Source organism: Streptomyces abyssomicinicus, from assembly GCF_008974245.1.
Classification (GTDB): domain Bacteria; phylum Actinomycetota; class Actinomycetes; order Streptomycetales; family Streptomycetaceae; genus Streptomyces; species Streptomyces abyssomicinicus.
Genome location: NZ_BBZI01000008.1, coordinates 344,540 through 361,293, shown reverse-complemented (window position 1 = coordinate 361,293; position 16,754 = coordinate 344,540). Strand labels below are relative to the sequence as shown.

18 protein-coding genes and 1 pseudogene are annotated in these 16,754 nt (G+C 71.0%); 15 read left to right on the top strand and 4 right to left on the bottom strand.

Annotation, left to right across the window (positions count from 1 at the left end):
• Positions 1 to 128 precede the first annotated feature (128 nt).
• The 3 genes from GBN72_RS18560 to GBN72_RS18550 all read left to right on the top strand — a co-directional run bounded on the left by GBN72_RS18560 (position 129) and on the right by GBN72_RS18550 (position 3,237).
• Entirely contained in the window at positions 129 to 1,184 is a 1,056-nt protein-coding gene (locus GBN72_RS18560) for an endonuclease/exonuclease/phosphatase family protein (RefSeq protein ID WP_151772967.1), read from the top strand.
• Between the two features lie 150 nt (positions 1,185 to 1,334).
• A complete protein-coding gene (locus GBN72_RS18555; RefSeq protein ID WP_151772966.1) occupies positions 1,335 to 2,558 on the top strand; it encodes an MFS transporter in 1,224 nt (407 codons plus the stop codon).
• A gap of 223 nt (positions 2,559 to 2,781) precedes the next feature.
• Positions 2,782 to 3,237, top strand: a complete 456-nt coding sequence (locus tag GBN72_RS18550) for an RrF2 family transcriptional regulator (protein WP_151772965.1) — start codon at positions 2,782 to 2,784, stop codon at positions 3,235 to 3,237.
• Positions 3,238 to 3,455: 218 nt separating this feature from the next.
• On the opposite strand, the gene GBN72_RS18545 is transcribed toward GBN72_RS18550, so the two are convergent.
• Positions 3,456 to 4,640, bottom strand: a complete 1,185-nt coding sequence (locus GBN72_RS18545) for a globin domain-containing protein (RefSeq protein WP_151772964.1) — start codon at positions 4,638 to 4,640, stop codon at positions 3,456 to 3,458.
• Positions 4,641 to 4,904: 264 nt separating this feature from the next.
• On the opposite strand from GBN72_RS18545, the gene glnA2 reads away from it, so the two are divergent.
• From glnA2 to GBN72_RS18530, 3 genes are all read left to right on the top strand, one after another.
• A complete protein-coding gene (gene glnA2, locus GBN72_RS18540; protein WP_151773305.1) occupies positions 4,905 to 6,266 on the top strand; it encodes a gamma-glutamylpolyamine synthetase GlnA2 in 1,362 nt (453 codons plus the stop codon).
• A gap of 148 nt (positions 6,267 to 6,414) precedes the next feature.
• The gene (locus tag GBN72_RS18535; protein WP_151772963.1) at positions 6,415 to 6,768 is read left to right on the top strand and encodes a hypothetical protein; all 354 of its coding nucleotides are present in this window, start codon (positions 6,415 to 6,417) and stop codon (positions 6,766 to 6,768) included.
• Positions 6,769 to 7,127: 359 nt separating this feature from the next.
• Positions 7,128 to 7,526: an NUDIX hydrolase gene (locus GBN72_RS18530; RefSeq protein WP_151773304.1), complete on the top strand. Its 399-nt coding sequence runs from the start codon at positions 7,128 to 7,130 to the stop codon at positions 7,524 to 7,526.
• 116 nt (positions 7,527 to 7,642) lie between these two features.
• Here the strand turns inward: GBN72_RS18530 and GBN72_RS34160 are convergent, their stop codons facing one another.
• Both GBN72_RS34160 and GBN72_RS18525 read right to left on the bottom strand, forming a co-directional pair.
• Entirely contained in the window at positions 7,643 to 7,816 is a 174-nt protein-coding gene (locus tag GBN72_RS34160; RefSeq protein WP_164540719.1) for a hypothetical protein, read from the bottom strand.
• 453 nt (positions 7,817 to 8,269) lie between these two features.
• Positions 8,270 to 8,725 (bottom strand): DUF1963 domain-containing protein, encoded by a 456-nt coding sequence (locus tag GBN72_RS18525; RefSeq protein WP_246212626.1) that lies wholly within the window; start codon positions 8,723 to 8,725, stop codon positions 8,270 to 8,272.
• Between the two features lie 99 nt (positions 8,726 to 8,824).
• Here GBN72_RS18525 and GBN72_RS18520 point away from each other — a divergent pair.
• Both GBN72_RS18520 and GBN72_RS18515 read left to right on the top strand, forming a co-directional pair.
• Positions 8,825 to 9,136: pseudogene (locus GBN72_RS18520) on the top strand (glutamine synthetase); the annotation flags it as partial.
• 254 nt (positions 9,137 to 9,390) lie between these two features.
• Complete coding sequence (locus GBN72_RS18515; protein ID WP_151772961.1) at positions 9,391 to 9,888, top strand: hypothetical protein; 498 nt, start codon at positions 9,391 to 9,393, stop codon at positions 9,886 to 9,888.
• 57 nt (positions 9,889 to 9,945) lie between these two features.
• Here the strand turns inward: GBN72_RS18515 and GBN72_RS18510 are convergent, their stop codons facing one another.
• The gene (locus tag GBN72_RS18510; RefSeq protein ID WP_151772960.1) at positions 9,946 to 10,746 is read right to left on the bottom strand and encodes a DUF1963 domain-containing protein; all 801 of its coding nucleotides are present in this window, start codon (positions 10,744 to 10,746) and stop codon (positions 9,946 to 9,948) included.
• Between the two features lie 247 nt (positions 10,747 to 10,993).
• On the opposite strand from GBN72_RS18510, the gene GBN72_RS18505 reads away from it, so the two are divergent.
• The 7 genes from GBN72_RS18505 to GBN72_RS18475 all read left to right on the top strand — a co-directional run bounded on the left by GBN72_RS18505 (position 10,994) and on the right by GBN72_RS18475 (position 16,742).
• Complete coding sequence (locus GBN72_RS18505) at positions 10,994 to 11,320, top strand: hypothetical protein (protein ID WP_151769929.1); 327 nt, start codon at positions 10,994 to 10,996, stop codon at positions 11,318 to 11,320.
• Between the two features lie 91 nt (positions 11,321 to 11,411).
• On the top strand, positions 11,412 to 11,726 hold the full coding sequence (locus GBN72_RS18500) for a pore-forming ESAT-6 family protein (protein ID WP_151769928.1): 315 nt from the start codon (positions 11,412 to 11,414) through the stop codon (positions 11,724 to 11,726).
• A 99-nt stretch (positions 11,727 to 11,825) separates the two neighbouring features.
• Entirely contained in the window at positions 11,826 to 12,206 is a 381-nt protein-coding gene (locus GBN72_RS18495) for a DUF6507 family protein (RefSeq protein ID WP_151772959.1), read from the top strand.
• Positions 12,203 to 14,971, top strand: a complete 2,769-nt coding sequence (locus GBN72_RS18490) for a hypothetical protein (RefSeq protein ID WP_151772958.1) — start codon at positions 12,203 to 12,205, stop codon at positions 14,969 to 14,971. Before GBN72_RS18495 ends, GBN72_RS18490 begins: the two co-directional genes overlap by 4 nt.
• 8 nt (positions 14,972 to 14,979) lie before the next feature.
• Complete coding sequence (locus GBN72_RS18485; RefSeq protein WP_246212625.1) at positions 14,980 to 15,621, top strand: hypothetical protein; 642 nt, start codon at positions 14,980 to 14,982, stop codon at positions 15,619 to 15,621.
• A 417-nt stretch (positions 15,622 to 16,038) separates the two neighbouring features.
• Positions 16,039 to 16,524 (top strand): DUF2975 domain-containing protein, encoded by a 486-nt coding sequence (locus GBN72_RS18480; RefSeq protein WP_151772957.1) that lies wholly within the window; start codon positions 16,039 to 16,041, stop codon positions 16,522 to 16,524.
• Positions 16,524 to 16,742: a helix-turn-helix domain-containing protein gene (locus GBN72_RS18475; RefSeq protein ID WP_151772956.1), complete on the top strand. Its 219-nt coding sequence runs from the start codon at positions 16,524 to 16,526 to the stop codon at positions 16,740 to 16,742. Before GBN72_RS18480 ends, GBN72_RS18475 begins: the two co-directional genes overlap by 1 nt.
• The last annotated feature ends 12 nt before the right edge of the window (positions 16,743 to 16,754 follow it).

Below are 16,754 nucleotides of genomic sequence, written 5' to 3'. Positions count from 1 at the left end.
GATGCTCCCGAGCGCCCGGCGGGACCGGAACCGGACATGGCCTAGGGTCGTAGACACGGCGTACGACGAGTACAGCGTGTACGACCCGCGGGTACGGACGGTGTGCACGGCAGGTGGTGAGGCGGCGGATGACGCAGCAGGCGTTCGCGACGGAGACGGACGACGGGGGCGAGGGGCCCCGGAGGCCACGCCGGTTCCGGGGCTGGGCCCACCGCCGGGTCTGCCGCTTCGTCGGCGACAGCCTCGCCGGGCCCGGCGTGTGGCGCCGTGGCCTGGTGCTGGCCGCCTGCTCCGTGCTGCTCGCCCTGGTCATGCGGCTGCACGCGCACGTGCCCAACGTGGTGGGCAACCTCGGCAGCCTTGCCGAGACGTTCCTGCCCTGGCTCGGCCTGCTGATCCCGTTGCTCCTGCTGGGGGCGCTGCTGCGCCGCTCCGCCACCGCCGTGATCGCCGGGCTGCTGCCCGCCGTCGTCTGGGCCGGACTCTTCGGCGGGCTGCTGTCCGACAAGACCGACCCGACGGCCGACGGCGACCTGACCGTCGTCACCCACAACGTCAACGCGGGCAACGCCGACCCGGCCGGCACCGCCCGTGACGTGGCCGCCTCGGGGGCGGACGTGGTGGCGCTGGAGGAGCTGACCGAGTCGGCGGTCCCGGTGTACGAGAAGGCGCTGGCCCCCGCCTACCGCTACCACTCGGTGCAGGGCACCGTCGGCCTGTGGAGCCGCTACCCGCTGCGCGACGTGGAACCGGTGGACATCGGACTCGGCTGGACCCGCGCCATGCGTGCCACCGTCGAGGCGCCCTTCGGCGACGTGAAGGCCTACGTCGCCCACCTGCCCTCGGTCCGCGTCCGGCTGGACGCCGGGTTCACCGCCCGGGAGCGCGACCGCAGCGCCGACGCCCTCGGCGAGGCCATCGCCAAGGAGCCGCTGAAGAGGGTCGTCCTGCTCGGCGACCTCAACGGCACCATGAACGACCGGGCACTGCGCGCGGTGACGTCGCAGATGCGCTCCACCCAGGGCGCGGCGGGCAGCGGCTTCGGCTTCAGCTGGCCGGCCTCGTTCCCGATGGCGCGGATCGACCAGATCATGGTCCGCGGCGTCGAGCCGGTCAGTTCCTGGACGCTCCCCGCGACCGGCAGCGACCACCTGCCGCTCGCCGCGAGCATGTCCGTAGGCTGACGCCGACATCAGATATTCACCGGTTCGCCGGGAACGAGAGCACCTGCCCTCTGAAATACTGACGGCCAGGGTTTTGTTGCGGAGTGGAACATACTCGCTGGGCAGGACCCCTCCGGCCGTGACCACCCCATGCTGAAAGGCACACGCCCCATGCCACTGGCCCTGCTCGCCCTAGCTGTAGGCGCCTTCGGAATCGGCACCACCGAGTTCGTGATGATGGGCCTGCTACCGCAGGTCGCCGCCGACCTGGGCGTCTCGATCCCGTCCGCGGGCCACCTGATATCCGCCTACGCGCTCGGCGTCGTCGTCGGCGCGCCCCTGCTCGCCGCCGTCACCGCCCGGATGGAGCGCCGCCGGGTGCTGCTCTGGCTGATGGGGCTGTTCATCCTCGGCAACGGCCTGTCGGCGCTCGCCCCCGACCACACCTGGCTGCTCGCCGCCCGCTTCCTCAGCGGCCTGCCGCACGGCGCCTTCTTCGGCGTCGGCTCGGTCGTCGCCACCACGCTCGTCGCCCCGGAGAAGCGGGCGCGGTCGGTGGCCATGATGCTCACCGGTCTGACCGTCGCCAACATCGTCGGCGTCCCGGTCGGCACCCTGCTCGGGCAGAACCTGGGCTGGCGGGCCACCTTTGGCGCGGTCTGCCTGATCGGCGTCGCCGCGGTCGCCGCCCTGGCCCTGCTGGTGCCCCGCGAGAAGCGCACCGCCGGGTCGGCGCCCCCGGTGGGCCTGCGCGGCGAGATGGCGGCGCTGAACTCGGTGTCGGTCTGGCTGGTCCTCGCCACCACCATCGTGGGCGGCGGCGCCCTGTTCTCCGCCTTCAGCTACATCACCCCGATGCTGACCGACGCCGCCGGGTACGCGGAGGCGTCCGTCACGCTGGTGCTGTCCCTGTTCGGCGTGGGCGCCACCATCGGCAACCTGCTCGGCGGCCGCCTGGCGGACCGCTCGCCGCGCGGCACCATCCTGGCCGGTCTCAGCACCATGACCGTCACGCTGCTGCTGTACCCGGTGCTGATGGAGACCAAGGCGGGCGGCGCGGTGGCCGTGCTGATGCTGGGCGTCGCCGGCTTCACGCTGGGCGCGCCGCTGCAGCTGATGGTGATGACCCGGGCGGCCTCCGCCCCCTCGCTGGCCTCCTCCGCCAACCAGGCCGCCTTCAACCTCGCCAACGCGGGCGGCGCCTGGGTCGGCGGCCTCGCCCTCACCGCGGGCCTCGGCGTGACCTCGCCCGCCCCGGTCGGCGCGGTCCTCGCCGTCCTCGGCATCGGTGTCGCGGGCCTGTCCCTGCTCGCCGACCGCCGCGAGCACCGGACCGGCCGCGTGGTGGCCACCCACCTGCCCGCCCCGGAGAGCGCGCCCGCCCGCGCGGAGTGACGCCGCGCCGCCCGCGCGGGGTGCGCCGCCCGGGCCGCGGGGTGACTGCGCCCCGGCCGGGCGGCGGTGCCGCGCCGCGTGGGTGGTGGGCCGCTCTGCCCGTGCGGTGAGTCGTGCCTCCCGTGCGGGGCCGGCCGCCCTGCCCGGGGCGGGGTGAACCGTCCCGGCCGGGTGGGACGAGCGAGCGGAATGTACGACCTGACCGGCGGGTTACCTTTGGCGTATGCGACTCCTCCGATCCACCGACCTGGCCCTGCGCGTCCTCATGCGCCTCGCCATGGTCGCGGAGGACGCCACACCGACCACCCGCGAGGTCGCCGAGGCCATCGCCGTCCCGTACACCCACACCACCAAGGTGGTCGCCGAGCTCCAGCGCATGGGCCTGGTCGACGCCCGGCGGGGGAGGGGCGGTGGACTTTCCCTCACCGCGGCGGGCCGTTCGGCCTCCGTCGGCGCGGTGGTCCGCGCCTTCGAGGGCGAGGGCGAGGTCGTCGACTGCGAGGGCGGCGCGAGCGCGACCCCCTGCCCCGTCCTCCCCGCCTGCCGCCTGCGCGGCGCCCTCCGTCAGGCGCAGGAGGCCTTCTACGCCTCCCTCGACCCGCTGACCGTCTCCGACATGGTCACCACCCCGACGGGTCCGCTGCTGCTGACACTGGGGCCGCCCCCGCCGCGGATCTGAGCGGCATCACCGCGAAAGGCCCCGCGACCGCGTGAACTCCCAAGGCCACGCGCACCCTCGAGGCCGCGCGCAGCCCGGAGCCGCTACAGCTCCCGCATCCCGGCGACAGCGCATCCCGGCGACAGCGAAGGGCCCCCGCCGACGGCGGGGGCCCTTCTGCGATGCGGGCCGCGCGGGGGGCCGGAGCCGGCCCCTCGTCCGTCCGTCCCGCCGACGGCTCAGTCCTGGCCGAGCCAGAGGTCGGGGCCGAACACCTCGTAGTGGATGTTCGCCGCCGGCACGCCCTTGCCGAGCAGCTGTCCCCGCACCGCCCGCATGAACGCCAGGGGCCCGCACAGGTAGGCGTGGGTCCCCGGAGCCACCTCGACCCCGGTGAGGTCCACCAGGCCGGTGTGCGCGGTGAGCGGGGAGTCCGTCTCGTACCAGAGGTGCTCCTCGACGTCCGCCAGCTTCGCCACCGCCGCCTCCTGGTCCGCCCGCAGCGCGTGCGTCGCGGGGGAGCGGTCGGCGTGGACGACCGTCACCTTGCCCTTGTGCCCGGACTCCGCGAGGTGGCCCAGCATCGCCGCGACCGGGGTGACCCCGATGCCCGCCGAGGCGAGCAGCAGCGGCGCGTCCGCGTCGTCGAGCACCAGGTCGCCGAACGGTGCCGACACCCGCAGCACGTCGCCCGCGTGCACCTGGCCGAACAGCAGGTCGGAGACCTCGCCCGCCGGCGCGCCGCCCTCCTCGGCGACCCGCTTGACGGTGATCTGCCGCAGCCCGGCCCCGGGCGCGGCGGACAGGCTGTACTGCCGGATCTGGTGTGCCCCGTCCGCCAGCTCCCCCTGCACCGACACGTACTGGCCGGGCTTGAACCCCGGCACCGGGCGGTCGTCGACCGGGCGGATCCGGAACGTGGCGACGTCGGCGGTCTCCTCGACCCGCTCGACGACCTCCCACTCACGCCACTCGTGCCCGCCCTGCTCCTCGTAGAGCCGCTTCTCGATGGCGATCAGGGCGTTGCCCATCAGCCAGTACACCTCGTCCCAGGCCGCCGCCACCTCGGGCGTGACGGCCTCGCCGAGCACCTCCACGATGGCCGCGAACAGGTGTTCGTGGACGATGTCGTACTGGTCGGGCCGGATGCCCAGCGAGGCGTGCTTGTGGGCTATCCGGGAGAGCATGGCGTCCGGCCGCTCGTCGGGCCGGTCCACCAGGTGGGTGGCGAACGCGGCGATGGATCCCGCCAGCGCCTGCTGCTGGGCCTTGGAGGCCTGGTTCCCCCGGTTGAAGAGGTCGCGCAGCAGCTCGGGGCGGGCCGTGAACATGCCCCGGTAGAAACGCTCGGTGATTTCGTTGATCGCCGCGCCGACGACGGGAAGGGTGGCCCGCACGGTGGCGGCGGACTGCTCGGACAGCATGGAAGCCTCCTGGATGCCTCGATCTGGCATCCGGAACGTTAGTAAAACTTGCATCTGAGATGCAAATTAAGCGTGAGGGTGTGTGAGGAATCCGTGATCCCCATCCCCGGAGGGGGGCGGGGGCCGGGTATGGCGAGCCCACAGGCAAGATGACAGGCTGGAGCGGAGGCGGACGCCGGCGCGCCGACCGCCCGCAACGCACGCGAAACCCGGGTGTGGTGGTATGGGCCTGGCGGACGGATCAAGAAGATGGGGAAGCACACAATGGACAAGCAGCAGGAGTTCGTGCTCCGCACGCTCGAGGAGCGCGACATCCGGTTCGTACGTCTGTGGTTCACGGACGTACTGGGCTTCCTGAAGTCCGTCGCCGTGGCCCCGGCCGAACTGGAGCAGGCCTTCGACGAGGGCATCGGCTTCGACGGCTCCGCCATCGAGGGCTTCGCCCGGGTGTACGAGTCCGACATGATCGCCAAGCCGGACCCGTCGACCTTCCAGGTCATCCCGTGGCGCGCCGAGGCCCCGGGCACGGCGCGGATGTTCTGCGACATCCTGATGCCGGACGGCTCCCCGTCCTTCGCGGACCCGCGCTACGTGCTCAAGAGGGCCCTGGCCAAGGCGTCCGACCAGGGGTTCACCTTCTACACCCACCCCGAGATCGAGTTCTTCCTCCTGAAGAACAAGCCGACCGACGGCACCGCGCCCACCCCGGCCGACTACTCCGGCTACTTCGACCACACCCCGCAGAACGTCGGCATGGACTTCCGCCGCCAGGCGATCACCATGCTGGAGTCGATGGGCATCTCCGTCGAGTTCTCCCACCACGAGGGCGGCCCCGGCCAGCAGGAGATCGACCTCCGCTACGCCGACGCGCTCTCCACGGCGGACAACATCATGACGTTCCGCCTGATCATGAAGCAGGTCGCGCTCGAGCAGGGCATCCAGGCCACCTTCATGCCCAAGCCGTTCTCGGAATACCCCGGCTCCGGCATGCACACCCACCTCTCCCTCTTCGAGGGCGACCGCAACGCCTTCTACGAGTCGGGCGCGGAGTACCAGCTCTCCAAGGTCGGCCGCTCCTTCATCGCCGGCCTGCTCCGCCACGCCGCCGAGATCTCCGCGGTCACCAACCAGTGGGTCAACTCCTACAAGCGCATCTGGGGCGGCTCCGAGCGCACCGCCGGCGCGGGCGGGGAGGCCCCCTCCTACATCTGCTGGGGCCACAACAACCGCTCGGCCCTGGTCCGCGTCCCGATGTACAAGCCCGGCAAGACCGGCTCCGCCCGCGTCGAGGTCCGCTCCATCGACTCCGGCGCCAACCCGTACCTCACGTACGCCGTCCTCCTCGCCGCCGGCCTGCGCGGCATCGAGCAGGGCTACGAGCTCCCGCCGGGCGCCGAGGACGACGTCTGGGCCCTCTCCGACGCCGAGCGCCGCGCGCTGGGTATCGAGCCCCTCCCGCAGAACCTCGGCGAGGCGCTCTCCCTCATGGAACGCAGCGACCTCGTCGCCGAGACGCTGGGGGAGCACGTCTTCGACTTCTTCCTCCGCAACAAGCGCCAGGAGTGGATCGAGTACCGCTCCGAGGTCACGGCCTTCGAGCTGCGCAAGCACCTGCCGGTGCTGTAAGGGCAGGTCGCGCGCGTTTCGACGTGGCACAGCGTTGAGGGGCGGTGGTCGATCGACCACCGCCCCTCAAGGTGAACCCCGGCTCGCGAGCGGAGTGCGGCCACTCCTCCCGCGTCTCCCGGGTGGTGAGCCTGGCAGCATGCCCACCATGGACCAGGCCCTGAAAACTCTGCGGCACGAATTCGACAGCGAGCCGGGAAGCTTCCTGCTGCAGCTCCGGTGCGATTTGTTCTGGGACCGGGACGCCTTCTCCCGCCTGGAGAAGGCCATGCGCGCCGTCTGTGAACGACTGCAAGAAGCCGAGGAGCTTCCCCGATGGCTGGCAGAGGGGTACTACGCGGTCGCCACGGAGGTCCCCGTGTGGACGGGGCACCCCAACTTCCCTCGCCCGGAGCCCGAGGACTACTACGCTGCGTGCATAGAGCGGTTGACGGACCTGGCGGACTGGTTCTTCCGCGGGTTTCACGTCTACCAGGAGCCGCATACCTGGTCGGATTTGTAGGCGCGGGCAGGCACGGGTATGACACCCAGCTCACGACTCACGGCGTGGGAAGCGGTCACTGCGCCTCACCAGCGCGAGAAGCAGGTCGTCAGCGGGGTCAGACTTTCCCTACCCCCATCAATCCCGGCTCCGCGTCGCCCTGCGCTCCTGCCTTCGACCCGCCCGGCCGCGCTGCGCCGACGCGCGCCCACGCATGCCTCAGGCGGCGGTGCTAAGGCTGCTAGAGGGCGGGCGGTGCGCCGCAGGCGAGTGCCGACCATGTGTAGCTGACGAGGGGAGCTGGGGAGGCGGCTCTCCCCCCGGGCCGCCTCCCATCCGGCCCCAGGCTTGCCGCGGAATGACGCCTCGCCCTCCGCTCCCTGGCGGGGCGTCGCTCGTTCTCGTCCGATTACGGCGGCGAGTTCATCTTTCTCCCCGGCGGCCGCCAGGAGACCGGGGAGACAGCGGAGGAGTGCGCCTGCCGCGAGCTCCATGAGGAGGCCGGTGTCACCGCAGGTTCCTGGCGGCACCTCGGCACCTACGCCATCACCCTGGGCAGCCCTGCCCGCATCTCGCTGTACCTCGCCGAGGAGCTCACCCTGGGCACCCAAAGCCTCACCGAGACGGAGAGCGACTTCAAGCTGTCCTGGTGGCCCCTGGACGAGGCGATCGCCGCAGCCGATGAGGGCCGCTACCTCCTCCCGGCCGGGCCACTCTCGTTGCTCCTCGCTCAGCGGCTGCTCATGGCATCGGCCGCGGTGAGGGGGTCGGCAGGGTGATGTGCGCAACCCCCGTCGCCGGCACCGCGGAACCGGCACTCTCAGCGGTCTCGCCTCTTTGGTGGAGCCGCCGCTTCGGTGCGAGCCCTTGTGGCGGAGGGAGGAGCGTGAGGTTCCTATCGAGCCCCGGGGGACCAGGGTTGGCGCAGCACGATCAGCGTCTCACGCGCCATCCGCAGGATCTTCTGGGTCTCGAGCATGATCTCGCGCGCGATGCGCAGAAGCGAGTGTGCACGCTTGAGATGAGCGTGCAGTGCCTCGAAGGGGTCCTTAGGGCCGGGGTCAGCCATGGCAGGTGGTTCCTTCAGTTCAGTGCGCCCTCCGAACGGGTGCGCTCACTCTGCATGATGGCGCGGCAGCTGAGGACGCAGGCGGACTTTCCGGTGATACGTGAAGATTGCGTATGTCGCGCCCAGTTGTCGTCTACCCTCTTCCCTACCGCTGGTGTTCTGGGCCGGGTGACGTCACCCCGACCCATATCCATCTGCGGGAGGGTCCGGAACGGCATCGGTCGGCGTAGCCGTGGAGGCCGCCGCTCGCTGGGGAAGCGACGCCGTTTCTCTCTGGCCGGTGTCCGCAGGACGCCCCGGTCGCGCGCCGGCCCTCGCGGCATGGCGCCAGGCGTGTCCGAACGCCGAAGTCGGTGACCGAGCCGCCCGGTGGGGCATGCCGGGCGTCCCCGATTAGGACCTGGCGGTGCCGGCCGGTGGGCGCCGGCGGAGGTACGTCCGCGTCCAGAGGGATCAGCAGCAGAGGGTCTGTGCCGTCGCCCGGCCGAAGTCGCCGGCTGACAGGGCCGCGCGAGGGATCGTGAAGTAGAGGGTTCCGGCGTCTCCCCATCCCCAGCCGAGTTCCGGGTCCTCGGCGAGCTGGAGCAGGTGGACGGCGGGGCCGTCGGCGTCCCGGGAGGAGACCTGGAGCGTGTGTGAGGTGTCCGGCCAGCCGAAGGCGCAGTGACTGCCCGCGGTGTTGCCGTCGAGGTCCTGCATCCGGTCGAGGATGAGTGAGGCCGCTCCCCAGTGCTGCTCGCTGTCGAACGCCAGATCGTCGTCCTGGACGTCCCAGCAGTCCGGGAGCATGGTGACCTCCGCCGCGTGGACGGGTGTCGCCGGGTACGACCTCGCGGGTGCGGGTGCCGCCCTCTCCGTCGCCTGTTCCGGGTCGGCGGCGATGACGCGGCACACGGTGGGTGCGCACACGTCCAGCAGGCGGTATTCCTCGTATGACAGGTCCGGATCAAGATCCGGCCAAGTTGTGCCTGGGTCGAGGAGGGCGGGTCCGCCGAGCCGGCACCGGGGGGCCACAACAACCGCTCCGCGCTGGTCCGCGTCCCGATGTACAAGCCCGGCAAGACCGGCTCCGCCCGTGTCGAGGTCCGCTCCATCGACTCCGGCGCCAACCCGTACCTCACGTACGCCGTCCTCCTCGCCGCCGGCCTGCGCGGCATCGAGCAGGGCTACGAACTCCCGCCGGGCGCCGAGGACGACGTCTGGGCCCTCTCCGACGCCGAGCGCCGCGCGCTGGGTATCGAGCCCCTCCCGCAGAACTTCGGCGAGGCGCTCTCCCGCATGGAACGCAGCGACCTCGTCGCCGAGACGCTGGGGGAGCACGGGCCGCTCTCACTGATCGTCGTGCAGAGGCGGTGGGACGCGGACCCACGGTGACATCGCTGCCGGACGGGGCCATGGGGCATCTTCCTCGTCCGTGGCAGGGCCCCAACCGCTCGTGTCACCGCCCGTCCCGGCCGACGCCTCGCTGCGGCTGACCGCGCGGCGCTACCGGGGGCGGAGTTCCCGCGGCCGCCTCCGCTCCTGAGGCACGCTGCGGGGTTTTCACGGTGAGGCGCAAGGCTCATGATGGCGGCATGGCTGCCGGCGAGGACCTGCTCTGGGACGCGCGCGACAAAGGCATGCAGATGGTTCCGCGGCTGTGGCGTCTTGGCGTGACGGCCGGTGTCCTCGGCTTCCTCGCGCTGCTGTTGTTGGTGGACTCGCACGCCGTATGGGCCCTCTACGCGGGTGCCCTCTACCTGATCGCGGAGATCGTGTACTGGGCGTGGGACCGGGGGCGACTGGTCGAGGCACGCATCGTTGCGGGTGAGGACGAGGGCACCGCCAGAATCCGTCTCCGCCGCGTCGGCGGACGGATCAGCGAGCACGATCCCCGGCGCGTCACCCGCGTCCTCGTCATCCATGACAACGTGCTCGACCAGGCGGCGCTCCGCCTGCGGGTGCACAAGGGGCGACTCCTCTTCGGGCGCCCGGGTCGCGCGCCGGCCCTCGCGGCATGGCGCCAGGCATGTCCGAACGCCGAAGTCGGCGACCGAGCCGCTCGGTGGGGCATGCCGGGTGTCCCCGATTAAGGGCCGGCGCTGTCGGCCCGGTGGGTGCCGGCGGAGGTACGTTCCGTGTCCAGGGGCTCAGCAGCAGAGGGTCTGTGCCGTCGCCCGGCCGAAGTCGCCGGCTGACAGGGCCGCGCGAGGGATCGTGAAGTAGAGGGTTCCGGCGTCTCCCCATCCCCAGCCGAGTTCCGGGTCCTCGGCGAGCTGGAGCAGGTGGACGGCGGGGCCGTCGGCGTCCCGGGAGGAGACCTGGAGCGTGTGCGAGGTGTCCGGCCAGCCGAAGGCGCAGTGACTGCCCGCGGTGTTGCCGTCGAGGTCCTGCATCCGGTCGAGGATGAGTGAGGCCGCTCCCCAGTGCTGCTCGCTGTCGAACGCCAGATCGTCGTCCTGGACGTCCCAGCAGTCCGGGAGCATGGTGACCTCCGCCGCGTGGACGGGTGTCGCCGGGTACGACCTCGCGGGCGCGGGTGCCGTCCTTTCCGCTGCCCGTTCCGGGTCGGCGGCGATGACGCGGCACACGGTGGGTGCGTACACGTCCAGCAGGCGGTACTCCTCGTACGGCACGTCCGGGTCGAGGTGGAAGAAGTTGAGCAGGCCAGGGCGCAGGGGCAGCTCGTCGCCCAGCCATGCGGCGAGGGCGTCGGTGTCCAGAACGGCGTGCAGGGACAGCGGAACACCGTTTGATTCCGGCCACGTTGTCCTCGGCTCGAGGAGGGCGGGTCCGCCGAGCCGGCACCGGCCGGTGGCCGCCGGAGCCTCGGCCGTCGCACGGAGCAACCGGAAGCCGCGGCGGGCCATGGCGGCGAACTGCCCACCGGTCGTGCCACCCAGCCGTTCCGCGCAGGTACGGGTCAGGGCGGCGGCGTCGTCGAAGTACATGGCGGGATGCTCCCAGACGTCTCCCGGTCGACGCGGCCCCGTCCGACCCAGCTGCCGCACGGGGCGCGTACCGCCGCACACGCGGTCGCCTGAACGGCCAAAGTGACTGGAACTGGGTCGAGTTGTGCTGCGTCAGTGATTAATGTCGACTGTGGATGCACGACCCGCTGCCGGGCGATGCGGATGAGCGGGGCTGCCACGGTAGGCGTGGAGCGGTCTTGGCGGTGATCCGACCGGGGGAGATTTCATGAAGTTCGACATGGGTGCGCAGACGCTGTCGACGCTGCAGCGTGATTCGCGTGGTTCGAGTGATGATCTCGGTGCGTTGGTGCGTCAGTTGGTGGTGGCGGTGCAGCCGTTGGAGGGGAAGTTCAACGGTTCGGGCCGGGTGATGTTCGACCAGTTCAAGGCGCAGGCGGATCAGATCGCGGCGGATCTGAACGGTTCGCTGGGCGCGATTCTGGGTGGTCAGGCGGGGATGGATTCGGCGTTCGCGTCGGGTGACCAGGAGCAGGGTGACAACGCGCGGCAGCAGATGTCGGCCGCGAACTTCGATGCGGCGCGCTTTCGTTGATGTGCGGGCGGGGGTGGCGGGGGCCGGTGGTGCGGCTTCCTGGTGCGGCGGGTTCTTTCTGTCGGGTTCGTCTTTCGGGGAGTGATGTGTGATGGCGGGTGCGGGCGCTGATCGCCGGTCCTACGATTCGGGCGCGTCGTCGGACGCGCAGGCCAACATCCAGGCGGTGGTGGGCCGGCTGGAGGGTCTGCTCACGCAGCGTGAGCAGCAGGTGAAGGCGGCGATGGCGGACTTCGTCGCCGACGGTGTGGCCGACGAGTACCACGGCAAGGAGCAGCGGTGGATCAACGCCTCGCAGGAGGTGCGGAACATCATCGCGCTGCTCAAGTCGACGCTGGAGCAGAACGACGGCACGGCGCAGTCGACGATCCAGCGCGCCAAGGCCGCGGTCGACAACATCGGGTGACGGGCTCGGGGCCGCGTTCGGTCGGCAGGCAGTGCGCAGTAGGCCGTCGGTAGTGAGCAGTTGGTAGTAGGCAGGTCGTAGGCAGTACGGGGGTTTTCGGTGCCGAACTGGGATCTGACGCCACAGGGGATCTCGCACGTTCTGAAGACGACGGGTGAGACGGCGTCGTCGATGGAGGGGTACGCGAAGTCGTTCGGTGAGCATCTGCAGTCGGCGGCGACCAGTGCCGGGACGATTTCCGCCGAGGGTGGTGGCGGGGGTGAGCAGGCGGGTGGTCTGGTCGCGTTGGCCTTGTCGCAGTACGCGGAGAAGGCTGCCAAGGAGTTGCAGTTCGTCGTGGCGCGGGCGGGGAAGTCGCTGACGGGTGCGGTGGAGGCGACGACGGCCTATCTGAACGGTGATCTGGAGATGGCGGCGGAGGCGCAGCGTAAGGCGTTGCTGGCGCCGAAGCTGGATATGCCGGGGGTGGGGAAGGCGTGATTCAGCCGGGGCAGATACCTCAGTTCACCGGGAATCTGGCGCAGTTGGAGACGGATTACGGTGCGTTGAGGACCGACGCGGGGAATGTGCGGTCGGTGGGGGCGAAGGTCCACAGTCAGTTCCAGGGTTTGGCGGCGTATTACAAGGCGCCGGAGGCGGAGAAGCTGTTCGCCACGACGCAGGTGGCGAAGGACCGGGCGGATACGTTCGCCGATGGTCTGGAGACGGTTTCGTCGGCGTTGTCGTCGTATGCGACCGAGGTTCGTCCGTTGGTGGAGCGGCTGAGGCAGTTGAAGGCCGAGGCGACCACGTTCGTGGCGTCGGTTGAGGACGACGACGAGTGGGAGTACGACGGGGACAAGGTCGAGGAGCACAACCGGATCCGGGATGACATCACCGCGACGGTGGCGGCGTTCTGGGCGGCGGAGCGGGCCTGTCACAACAAGATCACCGCCTTGTGGGGCGGGACGCAGATGGTGGCGGGTGACGGGTCGGATCGTAAGGACCAGTACGGGTTCGACGCCGGTGACATGAAGAACGCGAAGCTTCCCTGGGGTGACCCGGTGGAGGAGAAGCATCACTGGTACGAGGTCGGCCACTGGGTGAAGTCGTTCGTGTGGGACGGGCTGATCGTCGACGGTGTGTGGGGCACCATCAAGGGTTTGGGCACGCTGGTCGGCTTCGGTGGCTGGGAGGCGATGAAGCAGGCGTGGAAGGGTCTCGCGCAGCTGGCGACGGGGCTGGTGATCTCGGCGGTGCCGATCGCCGGGACCTTGTTCTGGACGTTGCCGGACGACAAGCTGCCGTCGTGGATCCGTGATTCGCGTACGGCGATGAAGGAGACCGGCAAGGCGCTGGTGGCGTGGGACGAGTGGGGCAAGAACCCTGCCCGTGCGGCGGGCGCGGTGACGTTCAACGTGCTGACGACCGTGTTCACCGGTGGCGCGGGTGGTGCGGTCTCGGGTGCGGGCAAGGCGGGTGCGGTCGCGAAGGTGCTGGGTGCGGCGGGCAGGGCGATCGATCCGATGACCTACATCGCCAAGGGTGCGGGTGCGGGGTTGTCGAAGATCGGTGACATCGCGGCCGCGTTGAAGGGTGTCGGCAACATCGAGATTCCGCCGCTGCCGGCGAACGCGTTCGAGTTGCCGCCCGGTTCGGTGAAGCTGCCCGACGGGACGTTCGACTTTCCCGAGGGTGCGACGCTGCCGGACGGGGCGACGCGGCTGCCCGACGGCAGCGTCAGGCTGCCGGAGCAGACCGTGCCGCTGCCCGAGGGGACGACGAAGCTGCCGACGGAGCCGGGTGCCCCGGCGCAGTACCTGGATCCCGAGGGCAACATCCTCGACGACGCCGGCAACGTGGTGCAGCGGGCCGAGGACGCCCCGCGCGAGCCGGGCGGCACCGACCTCGACCCGCCCGCCGGTGCGGACACCCCCCGCACACCCACACCGGTGCGGGAACCCGCCCTGGTCGGCGCGGGCGCCCACACCGCCGACAACGCCGCCCACGCCGCCGCCGACAGCGGAGGCCAAACCGTCCGCCTCGGCAGCGACCCCGCCGACGTCCTGGGTGACGTCGGCCGCACCGGCGACGACGTCGTGCCGCCCGTTCGGGCCGGGGCCGAGGTGCCGCCGGTGCGGGTGGGTGCGGAGGTGCCGCCCGTGCGCGTCGGCGGGGAGGGGCTCCCCGGCGGGAACGTCGGGGACAACCTTCCGGGCGGAAGCGCGGGCGACAACCTGCCGGGCGGAGGCGCGCGCGAACACGGCCCCGGGCCGTCGGCGAGCCACGAACCCCCGGGAGGCCGGACGAACGAACCCGGTGGCACCGGCACCGGTGGCGGTGACCGGCCCGGCGGTACGGGCGACGGTCCGGGCGGCAGGGGCGATGGCCCCGGCGGTACCGGTGACGGCCCGGGCGGTACCGGTGACGGCCCGGGCGGCACGGGCGGCGACGGTCCGGGCGGCGGAGGCGATGGTCCCGGCGGTACCGGTGACGGCCCGGGCGGCTCCGGTGACGGTCCCGGTGGTGACGGCCCCGGCGGCGACGGACCTGACGGACCCGACGGTCCCGACGGTCCCGGTGGGGACAAGCCGGTCCTGGACCCGGAAAGGGTCACCGTGGCCGACCGGACCGCGAGCCCGACCACGGGCCCGATGCGCCCGGACCAGGAGGCCGCGGTCACGGCGAACCTCGACCGGCTGAAGATGTCGCCGCAGGACCAGCAGCGTCTGCTCACCCAGTTGCGCAAGGGGGACTACGGCGCGGGCGTCGCCGAGCACATCGCCCGCGGGACGTTCGAGTACTCGCCTGGCTACCTGGACCTGTTGAAGCAGGTGAAGCAGAAGGGGATGATGCCCGCCGTCCACCAGGCGCTGGAGTTCGCGACGGAACTCAAGAAGCACGGCGCCGACGGCGTGGCGTTCGAGTACAAGAACCCGGGCAGCAACCTGGACCTCGACGTCCTGGTGAAGCGGGACGGCGAGATCAAGGCGCCGGACGACGTGACGTACGGGTGCCAGCTCAAGGACGTGCAGAACGAGCACGGCATCTCCTCGGCCGCCCGTAAGATCGCGAGCAAGCAGCTGGCCGGTGAGATCTCCGGCCCCAAGGTGGCCATCCTGGACGTGCAGGACAACATCGGCGCGCTCACCGAGAAGACCCTCGCCGACCTCGAGTTCTACGCCGGAAAGACCGGTGCTACCTTCGAGGTCCGTTTCCGGGACGGCTCGATCACTGTTCCTCCCAACGGCCAGATCTATCCATAGGACATCGCATGGCAATCTTGATGCGCGCGCCCGAGGAAAGTGCCTCCTGGGAATGGGAGTTGAACGACTTCGCCCAACCGGGTCTGGAATCGGCGCTGTTGGTCGCGGCACGGATGACCGCCGTGCTGCGCGAGCACCGGCTGCTGGACCCGGACCGTCTCGCCTGGGGATGGACCGTCTTCGGCCGCGGGGGTATCGGCCTGGGGGCGAACATCTCCCTGCGGGGCGAACTCGACGGGACCGAACTGGCGCGGAAGGTGCGGCAGGCCCAGCCGGCCGCCTTCCCCGAGGCGGTGCCGGGATACTTCGTCGTCTCCGGGTCGGGAACCTGGCTGGACGCCGAGGGTGAGGCGCGCTCCGAACCCGGCCTCGTCGAGCTGACCGTGTACTCCGACGAGCGCAACCTGGCCGCGGAGGTCGCGGTGTTCCACGACATCTGGGGGTACTGCGACTTCAAGGGTGTCCCGCACCCCGCACTCCGCGACCGGAACGCTCCGCGCCTCGCCGCGGCACTGCGTGACCTGGAAGCGCTGCTGGGGGCGCCGGCTCAACCGGGTGACCCCACCTACTTCGGGCAGGCCGACGGTCACGGCATCGCGGAGCCCGACCTGATCGACGGACTGGGGCCCGACCTCACCGACAAGCTCTGAACGAGCGGACGACCCCCGCCGCCGAGGTGACCGGACACCTCGACGGCGGGGGTCGTCCCCGTCTCGTCGAGGTGACCACCTGATCGACGAGCCGGCCACCCCCTCCGCGGGGCACGAGCCGTAGCACGCGGTGCGGGACCGTCTCCGGCGCCGCCGTGCCGGCGTGGGCGGTCACCCGCAGTCCGACGCCCGCCGGGACCTCGTCGGCTGTCCTCGTCGGCCGTCCGCGTCCGGCCGTCCGCGATCCGGAGGATCACCACACGGGGCCTCCGTCACGGGCCGGGCCCGTCATGCCCGATGTCATGTCCGGCATCAGGGGCGATCTCATCGGCCTGGGGCCGGTCAGCTTCCGCGGACCCTTGCGTAACCTATCGAAATTCAATAGATTTCCATCGCAAGTCAATGGAAGGATGGGTCGTGGGGAAGCTGACCGTGCATGCGCTGCGCGCCGTGCTCGTGGTGGTGCTCGCAGGCACCGTGTTCATACAGGCGGGGATGGTGTGGGCGTTGGCCACCGATCCGGAGGACGGGTCGCTCCCGCTGACCCCGCTGCGCCTGATCACCATCCTCGGCATGGTCTCCGTGCAGGTCGCCGGGGTCTGCGTGTGGCGGCTGGTGACGATGGTGCGCCGCGGGACCGTGTTCTCACACGCCGCCTTCCGGTACGTGGACTGTGTGATCGGCGCGATCGTGGCGGCCGCCCTCATGTGGTTCGTGGTCACGGCCCTCAACGCGCCGGGACAGCGGGAGGACCCGGGCGTCACCGTCATCATGGGCGGGATCGGCGTGGCCATCCTGGGGGTCGCGCTCCTCGTGCTCGTGATGCGGACGCTGCTCGCCCAGGCCGTGGACCGTGACGTCGAGGCGTCGCGGATGCGGGCCGAGCTGGACGAGGTGATCTGATGCCGATCGTCGTCGACGTCGACGTGATGCTGGCCCGCCGGAAGATGTCCGTGGGTGAGCTCGCGGACCGCGTCGGGATCACGCCCGCCAACCTGGCGGTCTTGAAGAACGGCCGCGCCAAGGCGGTGCGCTTCACCACCCTCGCCGCGCTCTGCGAGGTGCTGCGGTGCCAGCCGGGCGACCTGCTGCGCTGGGAGCCCGAGGACGATCCCGCCTGACCTCACCGGCGG

Coding starts and splice junctions, on each gene's coding strand:
- GBN72_RS18505 (WP_151769929.1), top strand. CDS start 10,994: ATGAAGTTCGACATGGGTGCGCAGACGCTGTCGACGCTGCAGCGTGAT.
- GBN72_RS18555 (WP_151772966.1), top strand. CDS start 1,335: ATGCCACTGGCCCTGCTCGCCCTAGCTGTAGGCGCCTTCGGAATCGGC.
- GBN72_RS18475 (WP_151772956.1), top strand. CDS start 16,524: ATGCCGATCGTCGTCGACGTCGACGTGATGCTGGCCCGCCGGAAGATG.
- GBN72_RS18535 (WP_151772963.1), top strand. CDS start 6,415: ATGGACCAGGCCCTGAAAACTCTGCGGCACGAATTCGACAGCGAGCCG.
- glnA2 (WP_151773305.1), top strand. CDS start 4,905: ATGGACAAGCAGCAGGAGTTCGTGCTCCGCACGCTCGAGGAGCGCGAC.
- GBN72_RS18550 (WP_151772965.1), top strand. CDS start 2,782: ATGCGACTCCTCCGATCCACCGACCTGGCCCTGCGCGTCCTCATGCGC.
- GBN72_RS18485 (WP_246212625.1), top strand. CDS start 14,980: ATGGCAATCTTGATGCGCGCGCCCGAGGAAAGTGCCTCCTGGGAATGG.
- GBN72_RS18545 (WP_151772964.1), bottom strand. CDS start 4,640: ATGCTGTCCGAGCAGTCCGCCGCCACCGTGCGGGCCACCCTTCCCGTC.
- GBN72_RS18560 (WP_151772967.1), top strand. CDS start 129: ATGACGCAGCAGGCGTTCGCGACGGAGACGGACGACGGGGGCGAGGGG.
- GBN72_RS18500 (WP_151769928.1), top strand. CDS start 11,412: ATGGCGGGTGCGGGCGCTGATCGCCGGTCCTACGATTCGGGCGCGTCG.
- GBN72_RS18510 (WP_151772960.1), bottom strand. CDS start 10,746: ATGTACTTCGACGACGCCGCCGCCCTGACCCGTACCTGCGCGGAACGG.
- GBN72_RS34160 (WP_164540719.1), bottom strand. CDS start 7,816: ATGGCTGACCCCGGCCCTAAGGACCCCTTCGAGGCACTGCACGCTCAT.
- GBN72_RS18515 (WP_151772961.1), top strand. CDS start 9,391: ATGGCTGCCGGCGAGGACCTGCTCTGGGACGCGCGCGACAAAGGCATG.